Raw genomic sequence first — 19,046 nt, forward strand, 5'->3', positions numbered from 1 at the left:
TGCCCGTTGTGACGTAACTGAACTACCCCTATACGCCCGTTTGGTCCCGCATGTCGCCCCCTCACTCCCCCGGGTGATCTGCCGCTTACCCATAGTCCGTTCGGACCATTCAAGATTGGGCCCGCTGGGGGTGTTGCGCTGTGTCCACCTTCCGTAACGTCCTCAACTGGCGGCGGTGAATATGCCGCTGCCGCCGTGGGGGAGCCTCGATTCGGGAGAGGACGGCGCCGGTATGGGCTGGGTTACCGACTGGAGTGCGCAGGCTGCCTGCCGCACTACCGATCCGGATGAACTGTTCGTTCAGGGAGCAGCGCAGAACAGGGCCAAGGCGGTGTGCACCGGCTGCCCGGTGCGTACCGAGTGCCTGGCCGACGCGCTCGACAACCGCGTCGAGTTCGGCGTGTGGGGAGGCATGACGGAGCGTGAGCGCCGCGCGCTGCTGCGCCGGCGGCCGACCGTGACCTCCTGGCGCCGGCTGCTGGAGACCGCGCGCTCGGAGTACGAGCGCGGCACGGGCGTCGTGCCGCTCAGCGACGACGAGGTCTTCCAGGACTACGCCGCGGTGAGCTGAGAGCTTTCGAGGGTCCACGGCGCGTGCCCGGTTCCGTGACCGGGTCCACGCGGTCCCTCGGGGTCAGGGGTCTTGGCGATCAGCCACCAGGCCATGGCGCCATGGGGTCATGGGGCTTTGGGGCCACTGGGGCGGGGGGTCATGCGACTTCGGGTCCGACCGTAGGCCCGTGGAGTGCCGGGTGCCCCGCGCCGGTGGGGGTGCGCCCCGCCTTTGTCGCGCCTCCTCGCGCGCGAGTGCGGAACGGGGCGCGGACCGGCGCCGACGAGTGCGTCGCCGTACGTGCGTGACGTTCCGTTTCTCGTGGTGCCTGCGTGCCGTGCCTACGCCCCTTCCTGCCGTGCCGCGTAACGGGACGCTTCGCGTCACGTCAGGGCGTTTCCGGCAGCTCCGGTCGCCCGGCCGCGAGCCGCTCGCCGATGTCCCGCAGCCCCGCGAGGTCGTGCACGTCCCCGGGCAGGGCGGCCACCTCGGCCACCGCCACCTCGGGGTGCAGCGCGGTGAAGCGGTCACGCGTGCGCTGCTCGCGCGAGAGCAGCTGCATGCGCTCGGCGTGCAGCCTCAGCAGGCCCGCGGTGAGACGGTCCACGGACCGCTCCGCGTCCGCGTCGCCGTCCGCTGCCGGATGGTCGGGAGCCGCGCCGGTACCGTCCTCGGTGGCGGGGGAGCCTCCGTCGGTGACGTTACGCGCGGGTGATTCTGAACTGCCGTACGTGTCGGGAGAGTTACGAAGTCCAGCTTTCCCGTCCCCCTGATCCACAATGCGGGAGTCCTCAAGATTTTCCGCGGCGGCCAGCGCCCGCTCGGCCGACAGCCGGTCGGCGCCGCTGCCGTGCACCCGGTTGAGCACCAGACCGGCCAGCGGCATGTCCTCCGCGGCCAGCCGCTCCACGAAGTAGGCGGCCTCGCGCAGCGCGTCCCGCTCCGGGGCCGCCACCACCAGGAAGGCCGTCCCGGGCGCCTGGAGCAGCTTGTACGTGGCGTCCGCGCGGGTACGGAACCCGCCGAACATCGAGTCCATCGCGGCCACGAAGGTCTGTACGTCCTTCAGCAGCTGACCGCCCAGCACCTTGCCCAGCGCGCCGGTCATCATCGACATCCCGACGTTCAGGAACTTCATCCCCGCACGGCCGCCGACCTTGGCCGGCGCCAGCAGCACCCGGATGAGCTTGCCGTCGAGGAAGGAACCGAGCCGCTTGGGCGCGTCCAGGAAGTCCAGCGCGGAACGGGACGGCGGGGTGTCGACCACGATGAGGTCCCACTCGTCACGGGACCGCAGCTGTCCCAGCTTCTCCATCGCCATGTACTCCTGCGTGCCGGCGAAGCCCGCGGAGAGCGACTGGTAGAAGGGGTTGCCCAGAATCGCGGCGGCCCGCTCCGGGTCCGCGTGCGCCTCGACGATCTCGTCGAAGGTGCGCTTCATGTCGAGCATCATCGCGTGCAGCTCGCCGCCCGCGGAGTCGTCGACGCCCTTCACCCGGCGCGGGGTGTTGTCGAGGGAGTCGATACCCATGGACTGGGCGAGGCGGCGCGCGGGGTCGATGGTGAGGACCACCACCTTGCGGCCCCGCTCGGCCGCGCGCAGACCCAGGGCCGCGGCGGTGGTCGTCTTGCCGACACCGCCCGAGCCGCAGCACACCACGATCCGGGTGTCCGGGTTCTCGATCAGCGGGTCGATGTCGAGGGAGAGGGTGTGCGAGAGGTGGTGACGGACCGGGTCGTCCGCCTGCGCCGGTTCCGGACGACGACTCATGACATCCCCTGCTTCCGGTGGATCCGACTCGTGACGGGGCCGATACGGCGGTGACGGCGGTGCGGGCGGGTGCGACAGGAACGCTCGGCGAGCGGCGACCGGGCCGTACGGCGGCCGGTCACGGCCGTCCGCGCCATGCGACCGGTCACGACCGTCCGCGTCGTGCGGCCGGTCACGAGACGCCCTGTCCGCGCAGCTTCCGCGCCAGCGCGTACAGCCCGGCCAGGTCCATCCCCTCCGCCAGCAGAGGCAGTTCGTGCAACGGCATCCCCAGGTCCGCCAGCACGGCCCGCTGCTCGGTCTCCAGCGCGTACCGCTCGGCGTACTCCTCCGCCTGCCCGAGCAGCGGCTCCACCAGCCGCTCGGCGTGGCCGCCGCGCCGTGCGCCGCCCAGACCGGCGGACGACAGCGACCGTGCGACGGAGGAACGGGGGACGGACCCGACGAGTTCCAGGGCGTCCGCGTCCAGCACCTGCGGACGCACCATGTTCACGATCACCCGCCCCACCGGCAGACTGGCCGCGCGCAGCTCCGCGATACCGTCCGCGGTCTCCTGCACCGGCATCTCCTCCAGCAGGGTCACCAGGTGCACGGCCGTCTCCGGCGACTTCAGCACCCGCATGACCGCCTGCGCCTGATTGTGTATCGGGCCGATCTTGGCGAGCCCGGCCACCTCGTCGTTGACGTTGAGGAAGCGGGTGATGCGGCCGGTCGGCGGGGCGTCCATCACGACGTAGTCGTAGACGAACCGGCCGTTCCGCTCCTTGCGCCGCACCGCCTCGCACGCCTTGCCGGTGAGCAGGACGTCCCGGACGCCGGGCGCGATGGTGGTGGCGAAGTCGATCGCGCCGAGTTTCCTCAGGGCGCGGCCGGCGCTGCCCAGTTTGTAGAACATCTGGAGGTAGTCCAGAAGGGCCAGTTCGGCGTCGATGGCGAGGGCGTACACCTCCCCGCCCCCAGGAGCGACGGCGATCTTCCGCTCCTCGTACGGCAGCGCCTGCGTCTCGAAGAGCTGCGCGATGCCCTGCCGGCCCTCGACCTCGACGAGAAGCGTCCGCTTCCCCTCCTCGGCCAGGGCCAGCGCCAGAGCGGCGGCCACCGTGGTCTTGCCGGTTCCGCCCTTGCCACTCACGACCTGGAGCCTGCTCACGTCTTCGAGCCTAAATGCTTGCCGCGCGCAGTGGCGGCTCCGGGTGCTGTTCGCGGCCTGGTGTGCCGCCCCGCGCCCTCGTCCCGTGCCGCCCCGCGCCCTCGTCCCGTGCCGTGTGACGGCGGCGCGGGAGGCGGTCGCGGCAGCGGCTAGAGTCGGCCGCATGACCAAGTGGGAATACGCGACTGTGCCGCTGCTCGTCCACGCGACGAAGCAGATTCTGGACACCTGGGGCGAGGACGGCTGGGAGCTCGTCCAGGTCGTGCCCGGGCCGAACAACCCCGAGCAGCTGGTGGCCTACCTGAAGCGCGAGAAGCAGGCATGAGCGGCGTCGTCGAGACCAGGCTTGCCGAGCTGGGCCTGAGCCTGCCGGAGGTCGTCCCGCCGCTCGCCTCGTACCAGCCGGCCGTCACCTCGGGTCGCTACGTGTTCACCTCCGGCCAGCTGCCGATGGTGGACGGCAAGCTTCCGACGACCGGCAAGGTCGGTGCGGAGGTCACCGCGGATGAGGCCAAGGACCTGGCCCGCACCTGCGCGCTGAACGCGCTCGCCGCGGTCAAGTCCGTCGTCGGTGACCTGGACCGCGTGGCGCGCGTGGTGAAGGTCGTCGGCTTCGTCGCCTCCGCCGCGGACTTCACCGGCCAGCCCGCCGTGGTGAACGGCGCGAGCGAACTCCTGGGCGAGGTGCTCGGCGACAAGGGCGTCCACGCCCGCAGCGCGGTGGGTGTCGCGGTCCTGCCGCTGGACGCCCCGGTCGAGGTCGAGATGCAGGTGGAGCTCACGGAGGCGTAGCCCTCCGGAGCGCCCCGCGCGCGTTCCCTTCGTACGTACCGTCGCCCCGGCCGTGGCCACCTCGGCCGGGGCGACGGCCGTCCGGGCCCGCTGCTCCGGGCGGGTGACGACGGCCGCCCCGGGCCCGTGCTCCCCGCCCGTCCCGAGGGGCACTCGAACATCCGGGCGTCTCGGGATAGCCTCCGGCCATGGCGAATGCGCAGGCTGGCGGGCAGTGGTACCCGCCGGAGTGGCCCGAGCGGATCAGGGCGCTCGCGAGCGGTGAGCTGACTCCCGTCACGCCGAAGCGGGCGGCCACCGTCATGCTCCTCAAGGACACCGCCGACGGACCCGCCGTGCACATGCTGCGCCGCCGTACGTCCATGGCGTTCGCGGGCGGCGCGTACGCCTACCCCGGCGGCGGCGTCGACCCGCGCGACGACGACCGGCACGTCCGCTGGGCCGGCCCCTCCCTCGACTGGTGGGCCGACCGGCTCGGCGTCGACCGGGCGGTGGCCCAGGCGATCGTCTGCGCGGCCGTACGGGAGACGTACGAGGAGGCCGGCGTGCTGCTGGCCGGGCCCGCCCCCGACTCCGTGGTCGGCGACACCACCGGCCCGGACTGGGAGGCCGACCGGGCCGCGCTCGTCGCACGGGAGCTGTCCTTCGCGGAGTTCCTCGACCGGCGCGGGCTGGTGCTGCGCTCGGACCTGCTCGGCGCCTGGACCCGCTGGATCACCCCCGAGTTCGAGCCCCGCCGCTACGACACCTGGTTCTTCGTCGCCGCGCTCCCCGAGGGCCAGCGCACCCGCAACGCCTCCACGGAGGCCGACCGCACGGTGTGGATCACCCCGCGCGAGGCGGCGGCCGCGTACGACCGGGGTGAACTGCTGATGATGCCCCCGACGATCGCGACCCTGCGCCAGCTCACGGGGTACGGCACGTCGGCGGAGGCGCTCGACGCGGCGCCCGCGCGGGACCTCACGCCGGTGCTGGCTTCCGCGCGCCTGGTGGACGGCGAGATCGTCCTCTCCTGGCCGGGGCACGACGAGTTCACCAAGCACATCCCGACCGGGGGAGCCCCCGCATGACGGACGCCAACACCCTCCCCGGCCAGCCGCGCGGCGACGTCCTCACCGGCCCCGCCACCGCGCGCGCCGTCAACGTGCTCGCGCCCAACCCGTCGGCGATGACCCTGGACGGCACCAACACCTGGATCCTCTCCGAGCCGGACTCGGACCTCGCCGTCGTCGTCGACCCGGGACCGCTGGACGACGGGCACCTGCGGCACGTCATCGGCACCGCCGAGCAGGCGGGCAAGCGGGTGGCCCTCACCCTCCTGACGCACGGTCACCCCGACCACGCCGAGGGCGCCGCCCGGTTCGCAGAGCTGACCGGCACGAAGGTCCGCGCCCTGGACCCGGCGCTCCGGCTCGGCGACGAGGGGCTGGCCGCCGGGGACGTCGTCACCGTCGGCGGCCTGGAGCTGCGGGTCGTCCCGGCCCCGGGGCACACGGCGGACTCCCTGTGCTTCCACCTGCCGGCGGACCGGGCGGTCCTCACCGGCGACACCGTGCTGGGGCGCGGCACGACCGTCGTGGCCCATCCCGACGGCCGCCTCGGCGACTACCTGGACACCCTGCGCCGGCTCAGGTCGCTCACGGTCGACGACGGCGTCCACACGGTGCTGCCCGGGCACGGTCCGGTGCTGGAGGACGCGCAGGGTGCCGTGGAGTACTACCTCGCCCATCGCGCCCACCGGCTCGCCCAGGTGGAGACGGCCGTCGAGGACGGCCACCGCACCCCGTCCGAGGTCGTCGCCCACGTCTACGCCGACGTCGACCGCTCCCTGTGGCCGGCCGCGGAGCTCTCCGTGCGCGCGCAGCTGGAGTATCTGAAGGAGCACGGCATCCTCTGACGCGGCCCGCCTTGCGTGCCGTGCCCCGGACACACCCGCGGCCTGCCCCCGGACACACCCGCACCCCCACAGGCCGGGGGCCGTGGGGGCGCGGAGGTGGTTCTGAGATGAGGCGTCAGCGGGAGCGCTTGGCGAGGCGTTCCACGTCGAGGAGGATCACCGCGCGGGCTTCCAGACGGAGCCAGCCGCGCTGGGCGAAGTCCGCCAGGGCCTTGTTGACCGTCTCGCGGGACGCGCCGACCAGCTGGGCCAGCTCCTCCTGCGTGAGGTCGTGCACCACGTGGATGCCTTCCTCGGACTGCACGCCGAAGCGGCGGGACAGGTCGAGCAGGGCGCGTGCGACACGGCCCGGAACGTCGGAGAAGACCAGGTCGGACATGGCGTCGTTGGTCTTGCGCAGGCGGCGGGCGACGGCCCGCAGCAGCGCCGTGGCCACCTCGGGGCGGGCGCTCAGCCAGGGCGTCAGGTCGCCGTGGCCCAGGCCCAGCAGCTTCACCTCGGTGAGTGCCGTGGCGGTCGCGGTGCGCGGTCCCGGGTCGAACAGGGACAGCTCACCGATCAGCTCGCCCGGGCCGACCACGGCGAGCATGTTCTCGCGGCCGTCGGGGGAGGTGCGGTGCAGCTTCACCTTGCCCTCGGTGACCACGTACAGGCGGTCGCCGGGGTCGCCCTCGTGGAAAAGTGAGTCGCCCCGTGCCAGGGTCACCTCACTCATGGAGGCGCGAAGCTCCGCGGCCTGCTCGTCATCGAGCGCCGCGAAAAGCGGGTTCCGCCGCAGAACGTCGTCCACGAGTACTCTCCTTGTCGACCTGCTCAGGGGATCTTGTTCCCCAACGTGCCAGGGGACCGTGGTTCCCATTTTGCCGGACGGTCCAAACAGTGTGATCTGTCACAAGGATGCCGCACGGGTCGGCCGGGGTAAGCGGCAGGGGTCCAATTGGACGCCGATCTTCGGGGTCCGGGGCGGATGTCCGTGTCGGGTCGTAGGCTGGCCGGGTGTCCAAATCGCCGGTGAGAGCACAGGCCGAGGGGGCTGCGCGGGTGAGTTCAGGTCGTGATTCCGCTGTGGGCGAACAGGGCTCCGATGGTGGTAGGGAAACGGTGAAAGCGGCGAAGCGGTCGGCGTCGCGGGGGGCCGCGACGCCGGACGACGTGAGGACGTCCGGCCGGGGCCGCGCGGGAGCGACCGAGGGTGCGGCCAAGAAGGCCGCCGCGAAGAAGGCTCCCGCCAAGAGGGCGGCCGGCAAGGAGGCGAGCGTCGGCGAGGGAGCGGACCTGCCGAAGAAGGCGCCGTCCGCCGGGAAGGCGCCGCCCGCCAAGAAGGCGCCCGCCGCCAAGAAGGCCGTGGCCCAGAAGCCCGCGCATGCTGAGAAGGCGAACCCCGCCAAGAAGGCCGTCTCTGCGAAGAAGGCGGCGTCCGTCGAGAAGGCCGTCTCTGCGAAGAAGGCGGCGTCCGTCGAGAAGGCCGCGGTTGCCAAGAAGGCGCCCGCCGCCAAGAAGACGCCCGCCGCCAAGAAAGCTGCCCCCCTCAAGAAGGCGCCCGCTCCCAAGAAACAGGTTGTCGCGCCCAAGAAGGCCACCGCCGCGGTGTCGGCCGCGCCTGCCAGGACCGTCGACCCGCACCCGCGGGGCGAATCGCGCACCGCACTGGTGCGGCGGGCGCGCCGGATCGACCGCGAGCTCGCCGAGGTCTACCCGTACGCCCACCCCGAGCTGGACTTCGAGAACCCCTTCCAACTCGTCGTCGCCACCGTGCTGTCGGCCCAGACGACCGACCTGCGCGTCAACCAGACGACGCCCGGACTGTTCGCGAAGTACCCCACCCCCGAGGACCTGGCCGCCGCCAACCCGGAGGAGGTGGAGGAGATCCTCCGCCCCACCGGCTTCTTCCGCGCCAAGACCAAGTCGGTCATCGGGCTGTCGAAGGCGCTCGTCGAGCAGTTCGGCGGGGAGGTGCCGGGCCGCCTGGAAGACCTGGTCAAGCTGCCCGGCGTGGGCCGCAAGACCGCGTTCGTCGTGCTCGGCAACGCCTTCGGGCGCCCCGGGATCACCGTCGACACCCACTTCCAGCGCCTGGTGCGCCGCTGGCGCTGGACCGAGGAGACCGACCCCGACAAGATCGAGGCGGCGGTCGGCGCGCTGTTCCCCAGGAGTGACTGGACCGACCTGTCCCACCACGTCATCTGGCACGGCCGCCGCATCTGCCACGCCCGCAAGCCGGCCTGCGGCGCCTGCCCGATCGCCCCGCTCTGCCCGGCGTACGGCGAGGGCGAGACGGACCCGGAGAAGGCGCGGAAGCTGCTGAAGTACGAGAAGGCAGGTCAGCCGGGTCAGCGCCTGAAGCCCCCGCAGGCGTATCTGGACGCCGGCGGCCGGCCCGCCCCGCCGCTGGGGGCCGGATGACGGCACGGCGGGCACCCGCGTGGCCTGCGGAACGATCCCGGGGCCGCCGGGCGTTGGACCCGTGGGACGGGGCAGGACGACGGGGGTGGGTATGACGCGCGCGAGCGGGACGCAGGGGGGTCCGGTGACCCTCAGCAGGGACGGGCTGCCCGCGTGGCTGGACCCGGTGGCCGGCGTGACCGAGACGATCGCGCCGAAGCAGCTCAGCCGCTTCCTGCCGCCGGGGGACGGCTCGGGGAGGCAGTCCGCCGTCCTCATCCTCTTCGGCGAGGACGAGCGCGGCCCCCTGCTGCTGCTCATGGAGCGGGCGACCTCGCTGCGCTCGCACGCCGGCCAGCCGTCGTTCCCCGGCGGTGCCCTCGACCCGGAGGACGGCGACCCGCAGGGCGACGGACCGCTGCGCGCGGCGCTGCGCGAGGCCGAGGAGGAGACCGGGCTCGACCCGTCCGGCGTGCAGCTCTTCGGCGTGCTGCCGAAGCTCTACATCCCCGTCAGCGGCTTCGTCGTCACGCCCGTGCTCGGCTGGTGGCGCGAGCCCAGCCCGGTCGGCGTCGTCGACCCGAACGAGACGGCGCGGGTGTTCACCGTGCCCGTGGCCGATCTCACCCACCCGGACAACCGTGTGACCGCGATCCACCCCAGCGGCTTCCACGGACCGGCATTCCTGGTCGAATCGGCCCTCGTATGGGGGTTCACCGCGGGCGTCATCGACCGGTTGCTGCACTTCGCGGGCTGGGAGCGTCCCTGGGATCGGGACAAGCAGGTCCCGCTGGACTGGCGGGCGTGACAGGGTGGGCGCCGTGCTGCGTAGGACAAGGCGAGGCTTGAATCGGTGAACGTGCTGGACATCCTGTTGCTGGTGGCCGCCGTGTGGTTCGCCGTGGTCGGCTACCGCCAGGGCTTCGTCGTCGGCATCCTGTCGGTGATCGGCTTCCTCGGCGGCGGACTGGTCGCCGTCTACGCACTGCCCGTCATCTGGGACGCGATGACGGAGAACTCCGAGGTGAGCACCGCCGCCGCCGTCGTCGCGGTCGTGATCGTCATAGTCTGCGCCTCCGTCGGCCAGGCCCTGACCACGCATCTCGGCAACAAGCTGCGCCGCCACATCACCTGGTCACCGGCCCGGGCGCTGGACGCCACCGGCGGGGCCCTGGTCAACGTCGTCGCGATGCTCCTGGTCGCCTGGCTGATCGGCTCCGCCCTGGCGGGGACGACACTGCCGACGCTCGGCAAGGAGGTGCGCGGCTCCAAGGTGCTGCTCGGTGTCTCCCGGGCGCTGCCGGACAAGGCCGACATCTGGTTCGCCGACTTCTCCTCCGTCCTCGCGCAGAACGGCTTCCCGCAGGTCTTCAGTCCGTTCGCCAACGAGCCCATCACCGACGTCCGCCCGCCGGACCCGGCGCTCGCGGGCAGCCCCGTGGCGCTCCGCGCGCAGCGATCCATCGTCAAGGTGACGGGTACCGCGACGAGCTGCGGCAAGGTCCTGGAGGGCACCGGCTTCGTCTTCGACGACCGGCGCGTCATGACCAACGCCCATGTGGTGGGTGGCGTCGACGAGCCGGTCGTGCAGATAGGCGGCGAGGGCAGGAAGTACGACGCGACGGTCGTCCTGTACGACTGGGAGCGCGACATCGCCGTGCTCGACGTACCCGATCTGGACGCGCCCGCGCTGCGGTTCGCCACGGAGGACGCGAGCAGCGGGGACAGCGCCATCGTCGCCGGCTTCCCGGAGAACGGCGCGTACGACGTCCGCGCGGCGCGGCTGCGGGGCCGCATCACGGCCAACGGCCCCGACATCTACCACCGCGGCACGGTGCGCCGCGACGTGTACTCGCTGTTCGCGACGGTCCGTCAGGGCAACTCCGGCGGCCCGCTCCTCACCCCGGAGGGCGAGGTCTACGGCGTGGTCTTCGCGAAGTCGCTGGACGACGCCGAGACGGGATACGCGCTCACCGTCGACGAGATCCGCGAGGACATCGCCGAGGGCCGTACCGCCGGCCAGCAGGTGGACAGCGACAAGTGCGCGCTCTGAGCGGGTGCTGCCGGACCGGTGGCCCGGACGAGAGGACCGGACGGGCCGTCAGCCGCGCGGGTGACGCAGTCGGACCGAGACCCAGCGCGCACGGCGGCGGAGGATGCGCGGGATTCCGACCCTGAGGTCCGTAGCTGCCATCTGTGGTGCACCGCCTCGCTGGTGGGAACCCATACCGCTCGCCGAGCGGCGATTGCGGCTTGCGTCACTGTAGTCGTGCGTCCAGCCCATACACCGACGTGTGCCCCCGCCCCAAGGTCCATAACCGCCTGAGGGGCCGCCAATTGGCCTATGCGTCAGGCAATTGGCGTTCGTAGGACAAGCGCTCAGGCTGCGGGGGTGTGACGGGTACCGAGAGCGTCCGTACGGTCACCGATCCGGCTCGGGATCCTTCAGCCAGTTGATCAGTTCCGTCGAGAAGCTGACCGGGTCCTCCTCGTGCGGGAAGTGCCCCAGCCCGTCGAACAGCCGCCACCGGTACGGCGCTTCGACGTACGCGCCCGAGCCCGCCGCGCTGCGCGTACGCACCACGGGGTCCAGCGAGCCGTGCAGATGCAGGGTCGGCACCCGCACCGGGCGCTTCATCCTGCGGTTGAACTGGATGCCGTCGGGGCGCGCCAGCGACCGCACCATCCAGCGGTACGGCTCGATCGAGCAGTGCGCGGTGGACGGGATGCACATGGCCCGCCGGTAGATCTCCAGGGCCTTCTCGTCGGGCGGCTGCGGCCCGGACCAGTCCTGGATGAGCCGTGCCACCAGCGCCCCGTCGTCCGCGGTGAGCCGGCGCTCCGGGACCCACGGCCGCTGGAACCCCCAGACGTGCGACTGGGCGGCGGTCTGCCGGGCGTCGGCGAGCATCGAGGAGCGCCAGCGCCTCGGGTGCGGCATCGAGGACACCGCCAGCCGCCGTACGAGCTTGGGACGCATGGCCGCGGCCGTCCAGGCCAGGTAGCCGCCAAGGTCGTGGCCGACCAGCGCCGCGTCCGGCTCGCCCAGGGAGCGGATCACACCGGTGATGTCCAGCGCGAGGTTCGCCGGGTCGTAACCGCGCGGGGTGCGGTCGCTGCCGCCGACACCCCGCAGGTCCATGGCGACGGCCCGGAAACCGGCGTCGGCGAGCGCCGTCAGCTGGTGCCGCCACGTCCACCAGAACTGGGGGAAGCCGTGCAGCAGCAGCACCAGCGGGCCGTCGCCGAGCTCCGCGATGTGGAAACGGGCGCCGTTGGCGGCGACGTCCCGGTGGATGAGTCCCGGGCCGCCCGGGATGTCCAGGCGTACGGCCGAGGCTGGTTGCGCCCAAGGAGTGGCGGGGTCCGTCATGAGGACGAGCGTGCCACAGCCTCGATGGCCTCGGGGCCCCGGTTCTCCGGCAGGGCGGGACGCGGATGCGGCTTGGCCTTCTGCAGGACGCCGGCCGTCTCCTTCATCGAGGCGGCGACCTTCTGCGGGCCGCGGCCCTTCTTGGCCTTCTTGGCGAAGGTGACGCCGATCAACGCGAGGAGGCCGGCGACGATGCAGTTCGCCGCGAAGGACAGCAGGAAGCACCACCCGAGGTTCCAGCCGCTCCAGGTGCGGATGCCGTACGCCAGGGCGAAGTTCAGCATCGGCAGGGAGAACAGCAGCAGCACACCCGCCGCCATGAACGCGCCGCCGCTGGTCGCGCCCCGCTTCACGTCCTGCCTGAGCTGAGCCTTCGCCAGCGCGATCTCGTCGTGCACCAGGGCCGACATCTCCGCCGTCGCCGAGGCGAACAGCTGGCCGATGCTGCGTTCGGCGCCGACCGGGCTGCCGTCGGGTGCGCTCATCGCGGTCTCCCTCTTCTGCGTACGCGTCGCGTACGTCCGTCGTGCCTGCGCGGGACGGTCCCGTCTTTTGTACCGTCTCGTCAGATCATGCCGGACCGTCGTGCCGATCGCCTGCCCCGCCCGGCACTTCGGCAAGCGCGTCACGTTCGGCTGCCTTCTCCCGGGCGAGTCGCCGGTGCTTCGCGGCCTTCTTCTCCAGGAGCTCGGCCATGCGCAGGTGGTACTCCGGGTCGTCCTGCTCGTAGACGTCCGGCACACCGCTGAGGTCCTCGTCCCGCTCCTCTTCCTCGGCCAGCCTGCGGTACCTGGCGTTGCGGATCTTGAGCAGGACGGTGGCCACGACGGTGGCGATCAGCGAACCGGTGAGGACGGCGGCCTTCACGCTGTCCGTCATCGTCGCGTCGTCCTCGAAGGCGAGCTCCCCGATGAGCAGCGACACGGTGAAACCGATGCCGGCGAGCGTCGCCACGGCGAACACGTCCGGCCAGGCCAGGTCGTCGCTGAGCGAGGCGCGCGTGAAGCGGGCCGTCAGCCAGGTGCCGCCGAAGATGCCAAGCGTCTTGCCGAGGACCAGACCGAGGACCACGCCCAGCGTCTCGGGCTGGGTGAATACCTTCGCGAGCGCGTCGCCGGAGATCGCGACCCCGGCGCTGAACAGGGCGAACAGCGGGACCGCGAGGCCCGCCGACAGCGGCCGGACCAGGTGCTCGATGTGCTCGCCGGGGGACTGCTTCTCGCCCTCGTGGCGGTGGCAGCGCAGCATCAGGCCCATCGCGACACCGGCGATGGTGGCGTGGATGCCGCTGTTGTACATCAGCCCCCAGATCACCAGGGCCAGCGGCACGTACACGTACCAGCCGCGCACGCCCTTGCGCAGCAGCAGCCAGAAGACCAGCAGGCCCACCACCGCACCGGCCAGCGCAGCGAAGTTCAGTTGGTCGGTGAAGAAGACGGCGATGATCAGGATCGCGAACAGGTCGTCCACGACGGCGAGGGTGAGCAGGAAGGCGCGCAGCGCGCTGGGCAGGGAGGTGCCGATGACGGCGAGCACGGCCAGCGCGAACGCGATGTCGGTGGCGGTGGGCACGGCCCAGCCGGCGAGGGAGCCGCCGCCCACACCGCTGGTGACCGCGTAGACCAGCGCCGGCGCGGCCATGCCGCACAGGGCGGCGACGACCGGGAGCGCGGCGGCCTTCGGATCGCGCAGGTCACCGGCGACGAGCTCACGCTTGAGCTCGATACCGGCGACGAAGAAGAAGACCGCGAGCAGACCGTCGGCCGCCCAGTGCGCCACGGACAGGTCCAGCCCGATGGCCCCGGGACCGAAGTGGAAGTCGCTGACGCTCTCGTAGCTGTCGTGCAGCGCGGGTATGTTCGCCCAGACCAGCGCGGCGACGGCGGCGAGCAGCAGCAGTACACCGCCGACGGTCTCGGTGCGCAGCGCCTCCGCGACGTAGTTGCGTTCGGGCAGGGAGAGGCGTCCGAAAGCCTTGCGGGGGGTGGGGGTGCGGGGGGCGCTCACAGTGTGGTCCTTCGGTTGGCGGGCAGCACGAATCGCGTGCCGACCAGACTTCCCGGCGCCCCATGAGACAGCGTGTTGTGTTCTTTAGCGTAGCTAACGTGCCCCGAGGCCGCACCAGGAACACCTGTGGCCCCGGCGCGGTCAGGCACCGGGGCCAGCAGTGTGCGGTCAGACGGCTCGGGACACGCGGACGAGCCCCTGACCTGCGGAAAAGCGTCGGTTCAGCGATCTCTGCCGCGAGGTCACCGCCCGTGCGAAGGACGTCACCTCGCGGTGACCGGGCACCCCGGACGTGGCTCGCCTCACATGACGGGCGAAGGACCTGCCCATGCGGCCGGGCGGGCGGGCGGGGTCGACCCGCCCCGCCCGCCCGGGCTGTGTGTCAGTCCTCGCTCGGCGCGGCCGGCAGCTTGGTCTGGATGAGGTCCATGACCGTGGAGTCCGTCAGCGTGGTGACGTCCCCGAGCTGGCGGTTCTCCGCCACGTCCCGCAGCAGGCGGCGCATGATCTTGCCGGAGCGGGTCTTCGGCAGCTCGGCCACCGGCAGGATCCGCTTGGGCTTGGCGATCGGGCCCAGCGTGGCGCCCACGTGGTTGCGGAGTTCGCCGACCAGGCCCTCGCTCTCCGCCGCCGTGCCCCGCAGGATCACGAAGGCGACGATCGCCTGGCCGGTCGTCTCGTCCGCGGCGCCCACCACGGCCGCCTCGGCGACCGACGGGTGGGAGACCAGCGCGGACTCGACCTCCGTGGTCGAGATGTTGTGGCCGGACACCAGCATCACGTCGTCGACCCGGCCGAGCAGCCAGATGTCGCCGTCGTCGTCCTTCTTGGCGCCGTCACCGGCGAAGTACTTGCCCTCGAAGCGCGACCAGTAGGTGTCGATGAACCGCTGGTCGTCGCCCCAGATGGTGCGCAGCATCGACGGCCACGGCTCGGTGAGCACCAGGTAGCCACCGCCGCCGTTGGGCACCTCGCGGGCCTCGTCGTCCACCACGGTGGCGGAGATGCCGGGCAGCGGGGTCTGGGCGGAGCCCGGCTTGGCCGCGGTCACGCCCGGCAGCGGGGAGATCATGATGCCGCCGGTCTCCGTCTGCCACCAGGTGTCGACGACCGGGGTGCGGTCCGCGCCGATGTTCTTGCGGTACCAGATCCAGGCCTCGGGGTTGATCGGCTCACCGACGGAACCGAGCACCCGCAGCGACGACAGGTCGAACTTCGCGGGGATGTCGTCGCCCCACTTCATGAACGTCCGGATCGCGGTGGGCGCCGTGTAGAGGATCGTCACGCCGTACTTCTGCACGATCTCCCAGAAGCGGCCCTGGTGCGGCGTGTCCGGGGTGCCCTCGTACATGACCTGGGTGGCGCCGTTGGCGAGGGGGCCGTAGACGATGTACGAGTGCCCGGTGACCCAGCCGACGTCGGCGGTGCACCAGTAGACGTCGGTCTCCGGCTTGAGGTCGAACACGGCCCAGTGCGTGTACGACGTCTGGGTCAGGTAGCCGCCGGAGGTGTGCAGGATGCCCTTCGGCTTACCCGTGGTGCCCGAGGTGTAGAGGATGAACAGCGGGTGCTCGGCCCCGAACGCCTCCGGGGTGTGCTCGCTGCTCTGCCGGTCGACCACGTCGTGCCACCACACGTCGCGGCCCTCGGTCCAGGCGACGTCCTGGCCGGTGCGGCGGACGACGAGGACGTGGTCGACGCTCTCCACCCGGCTGACGGCCTCGTCCACGGCCGGCTTCAGCGCGGACGGCTTGCCGCGCCGGTAGCCGCCGTCGGCGGTGATGACCACGCGCGCGTCGGCGTCCTGGATACGGGTGGCGAGCGCGTCGGCCGAGAAGCCGCCGAAGACCACGGAGTGCGCGGCGCCGATGCGGGCGCAGGCCAGCATCGCGACGGCGGTCTCCGGGATCATCGGCATGTACACGGCGACCCGGTCGCCCTTGCGAACCCCGAGCTCCAGCAGGGCGTTGGCGGCCTTGGAGACCTCGTCCTTGAGCTGGGCGTAGGTGAGGGCGCGGCTGTCGCCCGGTTCACCCTCGAAGTGGATTGCGACCCGGTCCCCGTGCCCGGCCTCCACGTGCCGGTCGACGCAGTTGTAGGCGACGTTGAGCTCGCCGTCCTGGAACCACTTGGCGAACGGCGGGTTCGACCAGTCGAGGGTCTCGGTCGGCTCCTTGGCCCAGGTCAGCCGACGGGCCTGCTCGGCCCAGAAGCCGAGCCGGTCAGCCTTGGCCTGTTCATACGCCTCCGCGGTGACGTTGGCGTTGGCGGCCAGGTCGGCGGGGGGCGCGAAGCGTCGCTCCTCCTTCAGGAGGTTGGCCAGGCTTTCATTGCTCACGGCATCTGCCTTTCCCAGGGTGTCCGTTGTGTCCCAGGCCACAGCTCATCAGACCCGGGGGTGCGGTGACAAGGGTCGACGGGAAATTGGTTTAGACCTGTCGGGGCCCTGTGCGGGCGCCCGACACCTCTTCCCACGGGGCGGGGAGCAAGCCGGTTCAAGAGGTGTAACGCCTCTCACATCCGGCCGTGTCTCACACCACCAGGTCCACGTCCCGCACCCGGTCGAACACCCGGTCCTCACCCTGCTCGGTGAGGAGATACGCCTGGGCCTCACCCACATGGAAGTACAACCCGTGCAGTTCCAGCGCCCCGTCCCGCAGCGCGTGGGCCACCGACTCGTGGGCACGCAGATGCTCCAGCTGCTGGACCACATTGGCAAGGCAGAGGCGCTCGACGTCGTCGGCGGGGGCCCGCCCGGTCAGTCGCGGTGCGGGCGCACCGGCGTCGCGCAGGCGCTCCACGCTCGGCCCGCCGTGCCGCAGCCAGCGTCTCAGCGGCGTGGTGACGGAGCCGGCGGGCCGGGAGTCGAGCAGCGCCTGCATGGCGCCGCACCCCGAGTGCCCGCACACCGTGATCGAGCGCACCGCGAGCACCTCGACGGCGTACTCGATCGCGGCCGCCACCGAGTCGTCGCCGCTCTCCGTACCGGGCGGCGGCACGAGATTGCCGACGTTGCGCACCACGAACAGGTCGCCCGGGCCGCTGGACGTGATCATCGACGTGACCACGCGGGAGTCGGCACAGGTGAGGAAGAGCTGCGAGGGCCGCTGCCCTTCGCGCGCCAGTCGCGCCAGCTCCCCCCGGACCAGGGGCGCCGTCCTGCGCTGGAACGTGCTGAGCCCGCGCACCAGTTGGCTGCCGCCCGTGTCGCCCGCGCGGGCCGGGGCGAGGGTGCCGGTCCCGTCGGAGGCCGTCGGTGCCGGTCCGGTCGTCGCGGGGTGGGTCCATGCCGTCGCGAGGTCGCGTGCGGTCGTCGTACCCGGCGAGGACGCGGTGTCCGGCGGGCCGGAGGACGGGTGGTCGCACTGGTGGTTGCGCCAGGCCGTCCAGGGGCGGCAGCGGCAGTCACCGGTGCCGCCGGCTTCCGCGTCCGCCCCGGCCGCGGGCCCGGAGGTGAGGACCGCGGGCTCGGCGATCCGTACCCCGGCGCGCCGGCCGGTGATCTCCACGGTGCCGCCCCGCGCGGTGTGCGTGTTCTGCCAGTCCTGCAGCGTCTCGTACGCCGCGTGGTCCATGAAGGATCCGTCCAACGACACGACCACGTCGGCGCCTTGCGGCACGAGATGCAGCGCCCGGCTGAGCCGTGGCACCGCGAGGAACGTCAACTGCCCGCGGACGTGGACGTGATGCACCCCGTCCTCCTCCCGGTGCGTGATCCGGGTCCGGGTGAGCCGGTGCAGGGCCACCCCGACGGCCACGGCGATGCCGAGTGCCACGCCCTCCAGCACACCGAAGGACACCACGCCGAGGGTGGTCACGGCGTAGACCATGACCTCGCGGTGGCGGGTCACCGTCCGGATGTGGTGCAGGGACACCATCTGGATGCCGACGGCCATGACCAGGGCGGCCAGCGCGGCGAGCGGGATGAGCTCCAGCAGCGGGACCAGGAGCAGTGCGGCCGCCACCACCAGAACGCCGTGTGCCATCGTGGAGTTCCGGCTGACGGCGCCCGCGTGGACGTTCGCGGTGCTGCGGACCGCGACCCCCGCCACGGGCAGGCCGCCGAGCGAGCCGGAGACGACGTTGGCCGCGCCCTGTCCCAGCAGTTCCCGGTCCAGGTCGGAGCGGACGACGTCCCGGGAGGCGGGCCGGGCGGCCGCCAGCTTGTCCACGGCCACCGCGCCCAGCAGCGACTGCACGCTGCACACCAGTGTCGTGGTCAGCACGGCCGCGACGAGGCCGAGCACCGGGCCCTCGGGCAGCCCGGCCAGGGCGTGGCTGCGCCATGACGGCAGGTCCACCAGGGGCAGGATCAGACCTGCCGCCGCGGCGACCGCGGTGGCGGTGGCGACGGCGACGAGCGCGGCCGGCATCTTGCGCAGCAGGTGCCCGGCCCGGCCCGGCAGCCGGGGCCACAGCAGCAGGACGGCCAGGGCCAGCACGCTCACGGCCAGGGCCGCGGGGTCCAGATGCGCCAACTGGGCGGGGAGCGCGCGGAGGTTGTCGGGCACGGAGCTCTGCGGCTCGCCCCCGAGCACGATGTGCACCTGGGCGACGGCGATGGTGACGCCGATACCGGCGAGCATGCCGTGCACGATCGCGGGGCTCACGGCGAGGGCGCCGCGAGCCACCCGCAGACAGCCGAGCCCGAGCTGGGCGAGGCCGGCGAAGACGGTGACGGCGCAGGTGGTGCGCCATCCGTAGTGCTGGATGAGGTCGGCGGTGACGACGGTGAGGCCCGCCGCCGGTCCGCTCACCTGGAGCGGTGAGCCGCCGAGCCGTCCGGCGACGAGTCCGCCCACGGCCGCGGCGACCAGGCCGGCCTGGAGCGGTGCGCCGGTGGCGAGGGCAATACCGAGGGACAGGGGGAGGGCGATGAGGAACACCGCGATCGCGGCCGAGAGGTCGGCGCCCGCGATGCGGAAGCGCCGGCGACGGCCGGGCGGTGGCGGGCTGTGCGGCGGATGGGCACGCTCGGTGTGCGCCGAGTCGGTGGTGCCCGGGGGAACGCAGGCTGACATGGTCTCCCGTCTCCTTCGGGTCTGCGCGGTCGCGTGACGTGGTGGCCCCGCTCGGTGCGAGCGGTCGCGGCCGTGGGGCACGGCCCCAGAACGGCGGGAT

The 19,046-nt window shown here is 72.2% G+C and carries 17 protein-coding genes; 8 read left to right on the plus strand and 9 right to left on the minus strand.

The genetic code is table 11. From position 1 onward, the window contains the following. The first annotated feature begins 232 nt into the window (after positions 1-232). Entirely contained in the window at positions 233-571 is a 339-nt protein-coding gene (locus tag B100_RS0117790) for a WhiB family transcriptional regulator (protein WP_024885781.1), read from the plus strand. Between the two features lie 370 nt (positions 572-941). On the opposite strand, the gene bagB is transcribed toward B100_RS0117790, so the two are convergent. After that, positions 942-2,324, minus strand: a complete 1,383-nt coding sequence (gene bagB / locus B100_RS0117795) for an ATPase BagB (RefSeq protein ID WP_024885782.1) — start codon at positions 2,322-2,324, stop codon at positions 942-944. Between the two features lie 172 nt (positions 2,325-2,496). Further along, positions 2,497-3,474, minus strand: coding sequence for an ATPase BagA (gene bagA, locus B100_RS0117800; protein ID WP_024885783.1), 978 nt, complete (start codon positions 3,472-3,474; stop codon positions 2,497-2,499). A gap of 163 nt (positions 3,475-3,637) precedes the next feature. Between bagA and sp36 the strand changes: the two genes are divergently transcribed. The 4 genes from sp36 (at position 3,638) to B100_RS0117820 (ending at position 6,163) form a co-directional block, all read left to right on the plus strand. Then, positions 3,638-3,799, plus strand: coding sequence for a Sp36 family protein (gene sp36 / locus B100_RS36505; RefSeq protein ID WP_003975360.1), 162 nt, complete (start codon positions 3,638-3,640; stop codon positions 3,797-3,799). Continuing rightward, a complete protein-coding gene (locus tag B100_RS0117810; RefSeq protein WP_024885784.1) occupies positions 3,796-4,266 on the plus strand; it encodes a RidA family protein in 471 nt (156 codons plus the stop codon). Before sp36 ends, B100_RS0117810 begins: the two co-directional genes overlap by 4 nt. Before the next feature lie 188 nt (positions 4,267-4,454). Beyond that, positions 4,455-5,336: an NUDIX hydrolase gene (locus B100_RS0117815; RefSeq protein ID WP_024885785.1), complete on the plus strand. Its 882-nt coding sequence runs from the start codon at positions 4,455-4,457 to the stop codon at positions 5,334-5,336. Then, entirely contained in the window at positions 5,333-6,163 is an 831-nt protein-coding gene (locus tag B100_RS0117820) for an MBL fold metallo-hydrolase (RefSeq protein ID WP_024885786.1), read from the plus strand. Before B100_RS0117815 ends, B100_RS0117820 begins: the two co-directional genes overlap by 4 nt. Before the next feature lie 115 nt (positions 6,164-6,278). On the opposite strand, the gene B100_RS0117825 is transcribed toward B100_RS0117820, so the two are convergent. Continuing rightward, positions 6,279-6,953: a Crp/Fnr family transcriptional regulator gene (locus B100_RS0117825; protein ID WP_006132548.1), complete on the minus strand. Its 675-nt coding sequence runs from the start codon at positions 6,951-6,953 to the stop codon at positions 6,279-6,281. A gap of 554 nt (positions 6,954-7,507) precedes the next feature. Between B100_RS0117825 and nth the strand changes: the two genes are divergently transcribed. The 3 genes from nth to B100_RS0117840 all read left to right on the plus strand — a co-directional run bounded on the left by nth (position 7,508) and on the right by B100_RS0117840 (position 10,598). Next, entirely contained in the window at positions 7,508-8,566 is a 1,059-nt protein-coding gene (nth, locus tag B100_RS0117830) for an endonuclease III (protein WP_037723036.1), read from the plus strand. A 91-nt stretch (positions 8,567-8,657) separates the two neighbouring features. Further along, a complete protein-coding gene (locus B100_RS0117835; protein ID WP_024885788.1) occupies positions 8,658-9,353 on the plus strand; it encodes an NUDIX hydrolase in 696 nt (231 codons plus the stop codon). A 45-nt stretch (positions 9,354-9,398) separates the two neighbouring features. After that, the gene (locus B100_RS0117840) at positions 9,399-10,598 is read left to right on the plus strand and encodes a MarP family serine protease (protein ID WP_024885789.1); all 1,200 of its coding nucleotides are present in this window, start codon (positions 9,399-9,401) and stop codon (positions 10,596-10,598) included. A 48-nt stretch (positions 10,599-10,646) separates the two neighbouring features. On the opposite strand, the gene B100_RS37640 is transcribed toward B100_RS0117840, so the two are convergent. From B100_RS37640 to B100_RS0117865, 6 genes are all read right to left on the minus strand, one after another. Beyond that, on the minus strand, positions 10,647-10,829 hold the full coding sequence (locus B100_RS37640; RefSeq protein ID WP_078540982.1) for a hypothetical protein: 183 nt from the start codon (positions 10,827-10,829) through the stop codon (positions 10,647-10,649). 138 nt (positions 10,830-10,967) lie between these two features. After that, positions 10,968-11,918, minus strand: a complete 951-nt coding sequence (locus B100_RS0117845; RefSeq protein WP_024885790.1) for an alpha/beta fold hydrolase — start codon at positions 11,916-11,918, stop codon at positions 10,968-10,970. Then, positions 11,915-12,403, minus strand: coding sequence for a phage holin family protein (locus B100_RS0117850; protein WP_024885791.1), 489 nt, complete (start codon positions 12,401-12,403; stop codon positions 11,915-11,917). Before B100_RS0117850 ends, B100_RS0117845 begins: the two co-directional genes overlap by 4 nt. Positions 12,404-12,488: 85 nt before the next feature. Continuing rightward, a complete protein-coding gene (nhaA, locus tag B100_RS0117855) occupies positions 12,489-13,925 on the minus strand; it encodes a Na+/H+ antiporter NhaA (protein ID WP_024885792.1) in 1,437 nt (478 codons plus the stop codon). A gap of 382 nt (positions 13,926-14,307) precedes the next feature. After that, entirely contained in the window at positions 14,308-16,263 is a 1,956-nt protein-coding gene (gene acs / locus B100_RS0117860) for an acetate--CoA ligase (protein ID WP_024885793.1), read from the minus strand. A gap of 193 nt (positions 16,264-16,456) precedes the next feature. Then, on the minus strand, positions 16,457-18,946 hold the full coding sequence (locus B100_RS0117865) for a SulP family inorganic anion transporter (protein WP_024885794.1): 2,490 nt from the start codon (positions 18,944-18,946) through the stop codon (positions 16,457-16,459). Positions 18,947-19,046 lie beyond the last annotated feature (100 nt).

It is taken from the genome of Streptomyces sp. CNH189, from assembly GCF_000527195.1.

Coding starts and splice junctions, on each gene's coding strand:
- B100_RS0117820 (WP_024885786.1), top strand. CDS start 5,333: ATGACGGACGCCAACACCCTCCCCGGCCAGCCGCGCGGCGACGTCCTC.
- B100_RS0117835 (WP_024885788.1), top strand. CDS start 8,658: ATGACGCGCGCGAGCGGGACGCAGGGGGGTCCGGTGACCCTCAGCAGG.
- sp36 (WP_003975360.1), top strand. CDS start 3,638: ATGACCAAGTGGGAATACGCGACTGTGCCGCTGCTCGTCCACGCGACG.
- B100_RS37640 (WP_078540982.1), bottom strand. CDS start 10,829: ATGGGCTGGACGCACGACTACAGTGACGCAAGCCGCAATCGCCGCTCG.
- B100_RS0117850 (WP_024885791.1), bottom strand. CDS start 12,403: ATGAGCGCACCCGACGGCAGCCCGGTCGGCGCCGAACGCAGCATCGGC.
- B100_RS0117790 (WP_024885781.1), top strand. CDS start 233: ATGGGCTGGGTTACCGACTGGAGTGCGCAGGCTGCCTGCCGCACTACC.
- bagB (WP_024885782.1), bottom strand. CDS start 2,324: ATGAGTCGTCGTCCGGAACCGGCGCAGGCGGACGACCCGGTCCGTCAC.
- B100_RS0117815 (WP_024885785.1), top strand. CDS start 4,455: ATGGCGAATGCGCAGGCTGGCGGGCAGTGGTACCCGCCGGAGTGGCCC.
- B100_RS0117810 (WP_024885784.1), top strand. CDS start 3,796: ATGAGCGGCGTCGTCGAGACCAGGCTTGCCGAGCTGGGCCTGAGCCTG.
- B100_RS0117845 (WP_024885790.1), bottom strand. CDS start 11,918: ATGACGGACCCCGCCACTCCTTGGGCGCAACCAGCCTCGGCCGTACGC.
- B100_RS0117865 (WP_024885794.1), bottom strand. CDS start 18,946: ATGTCAGCCTGCGTTCCCCCGGGCACCACCGACTCGGCGCACACCGAG.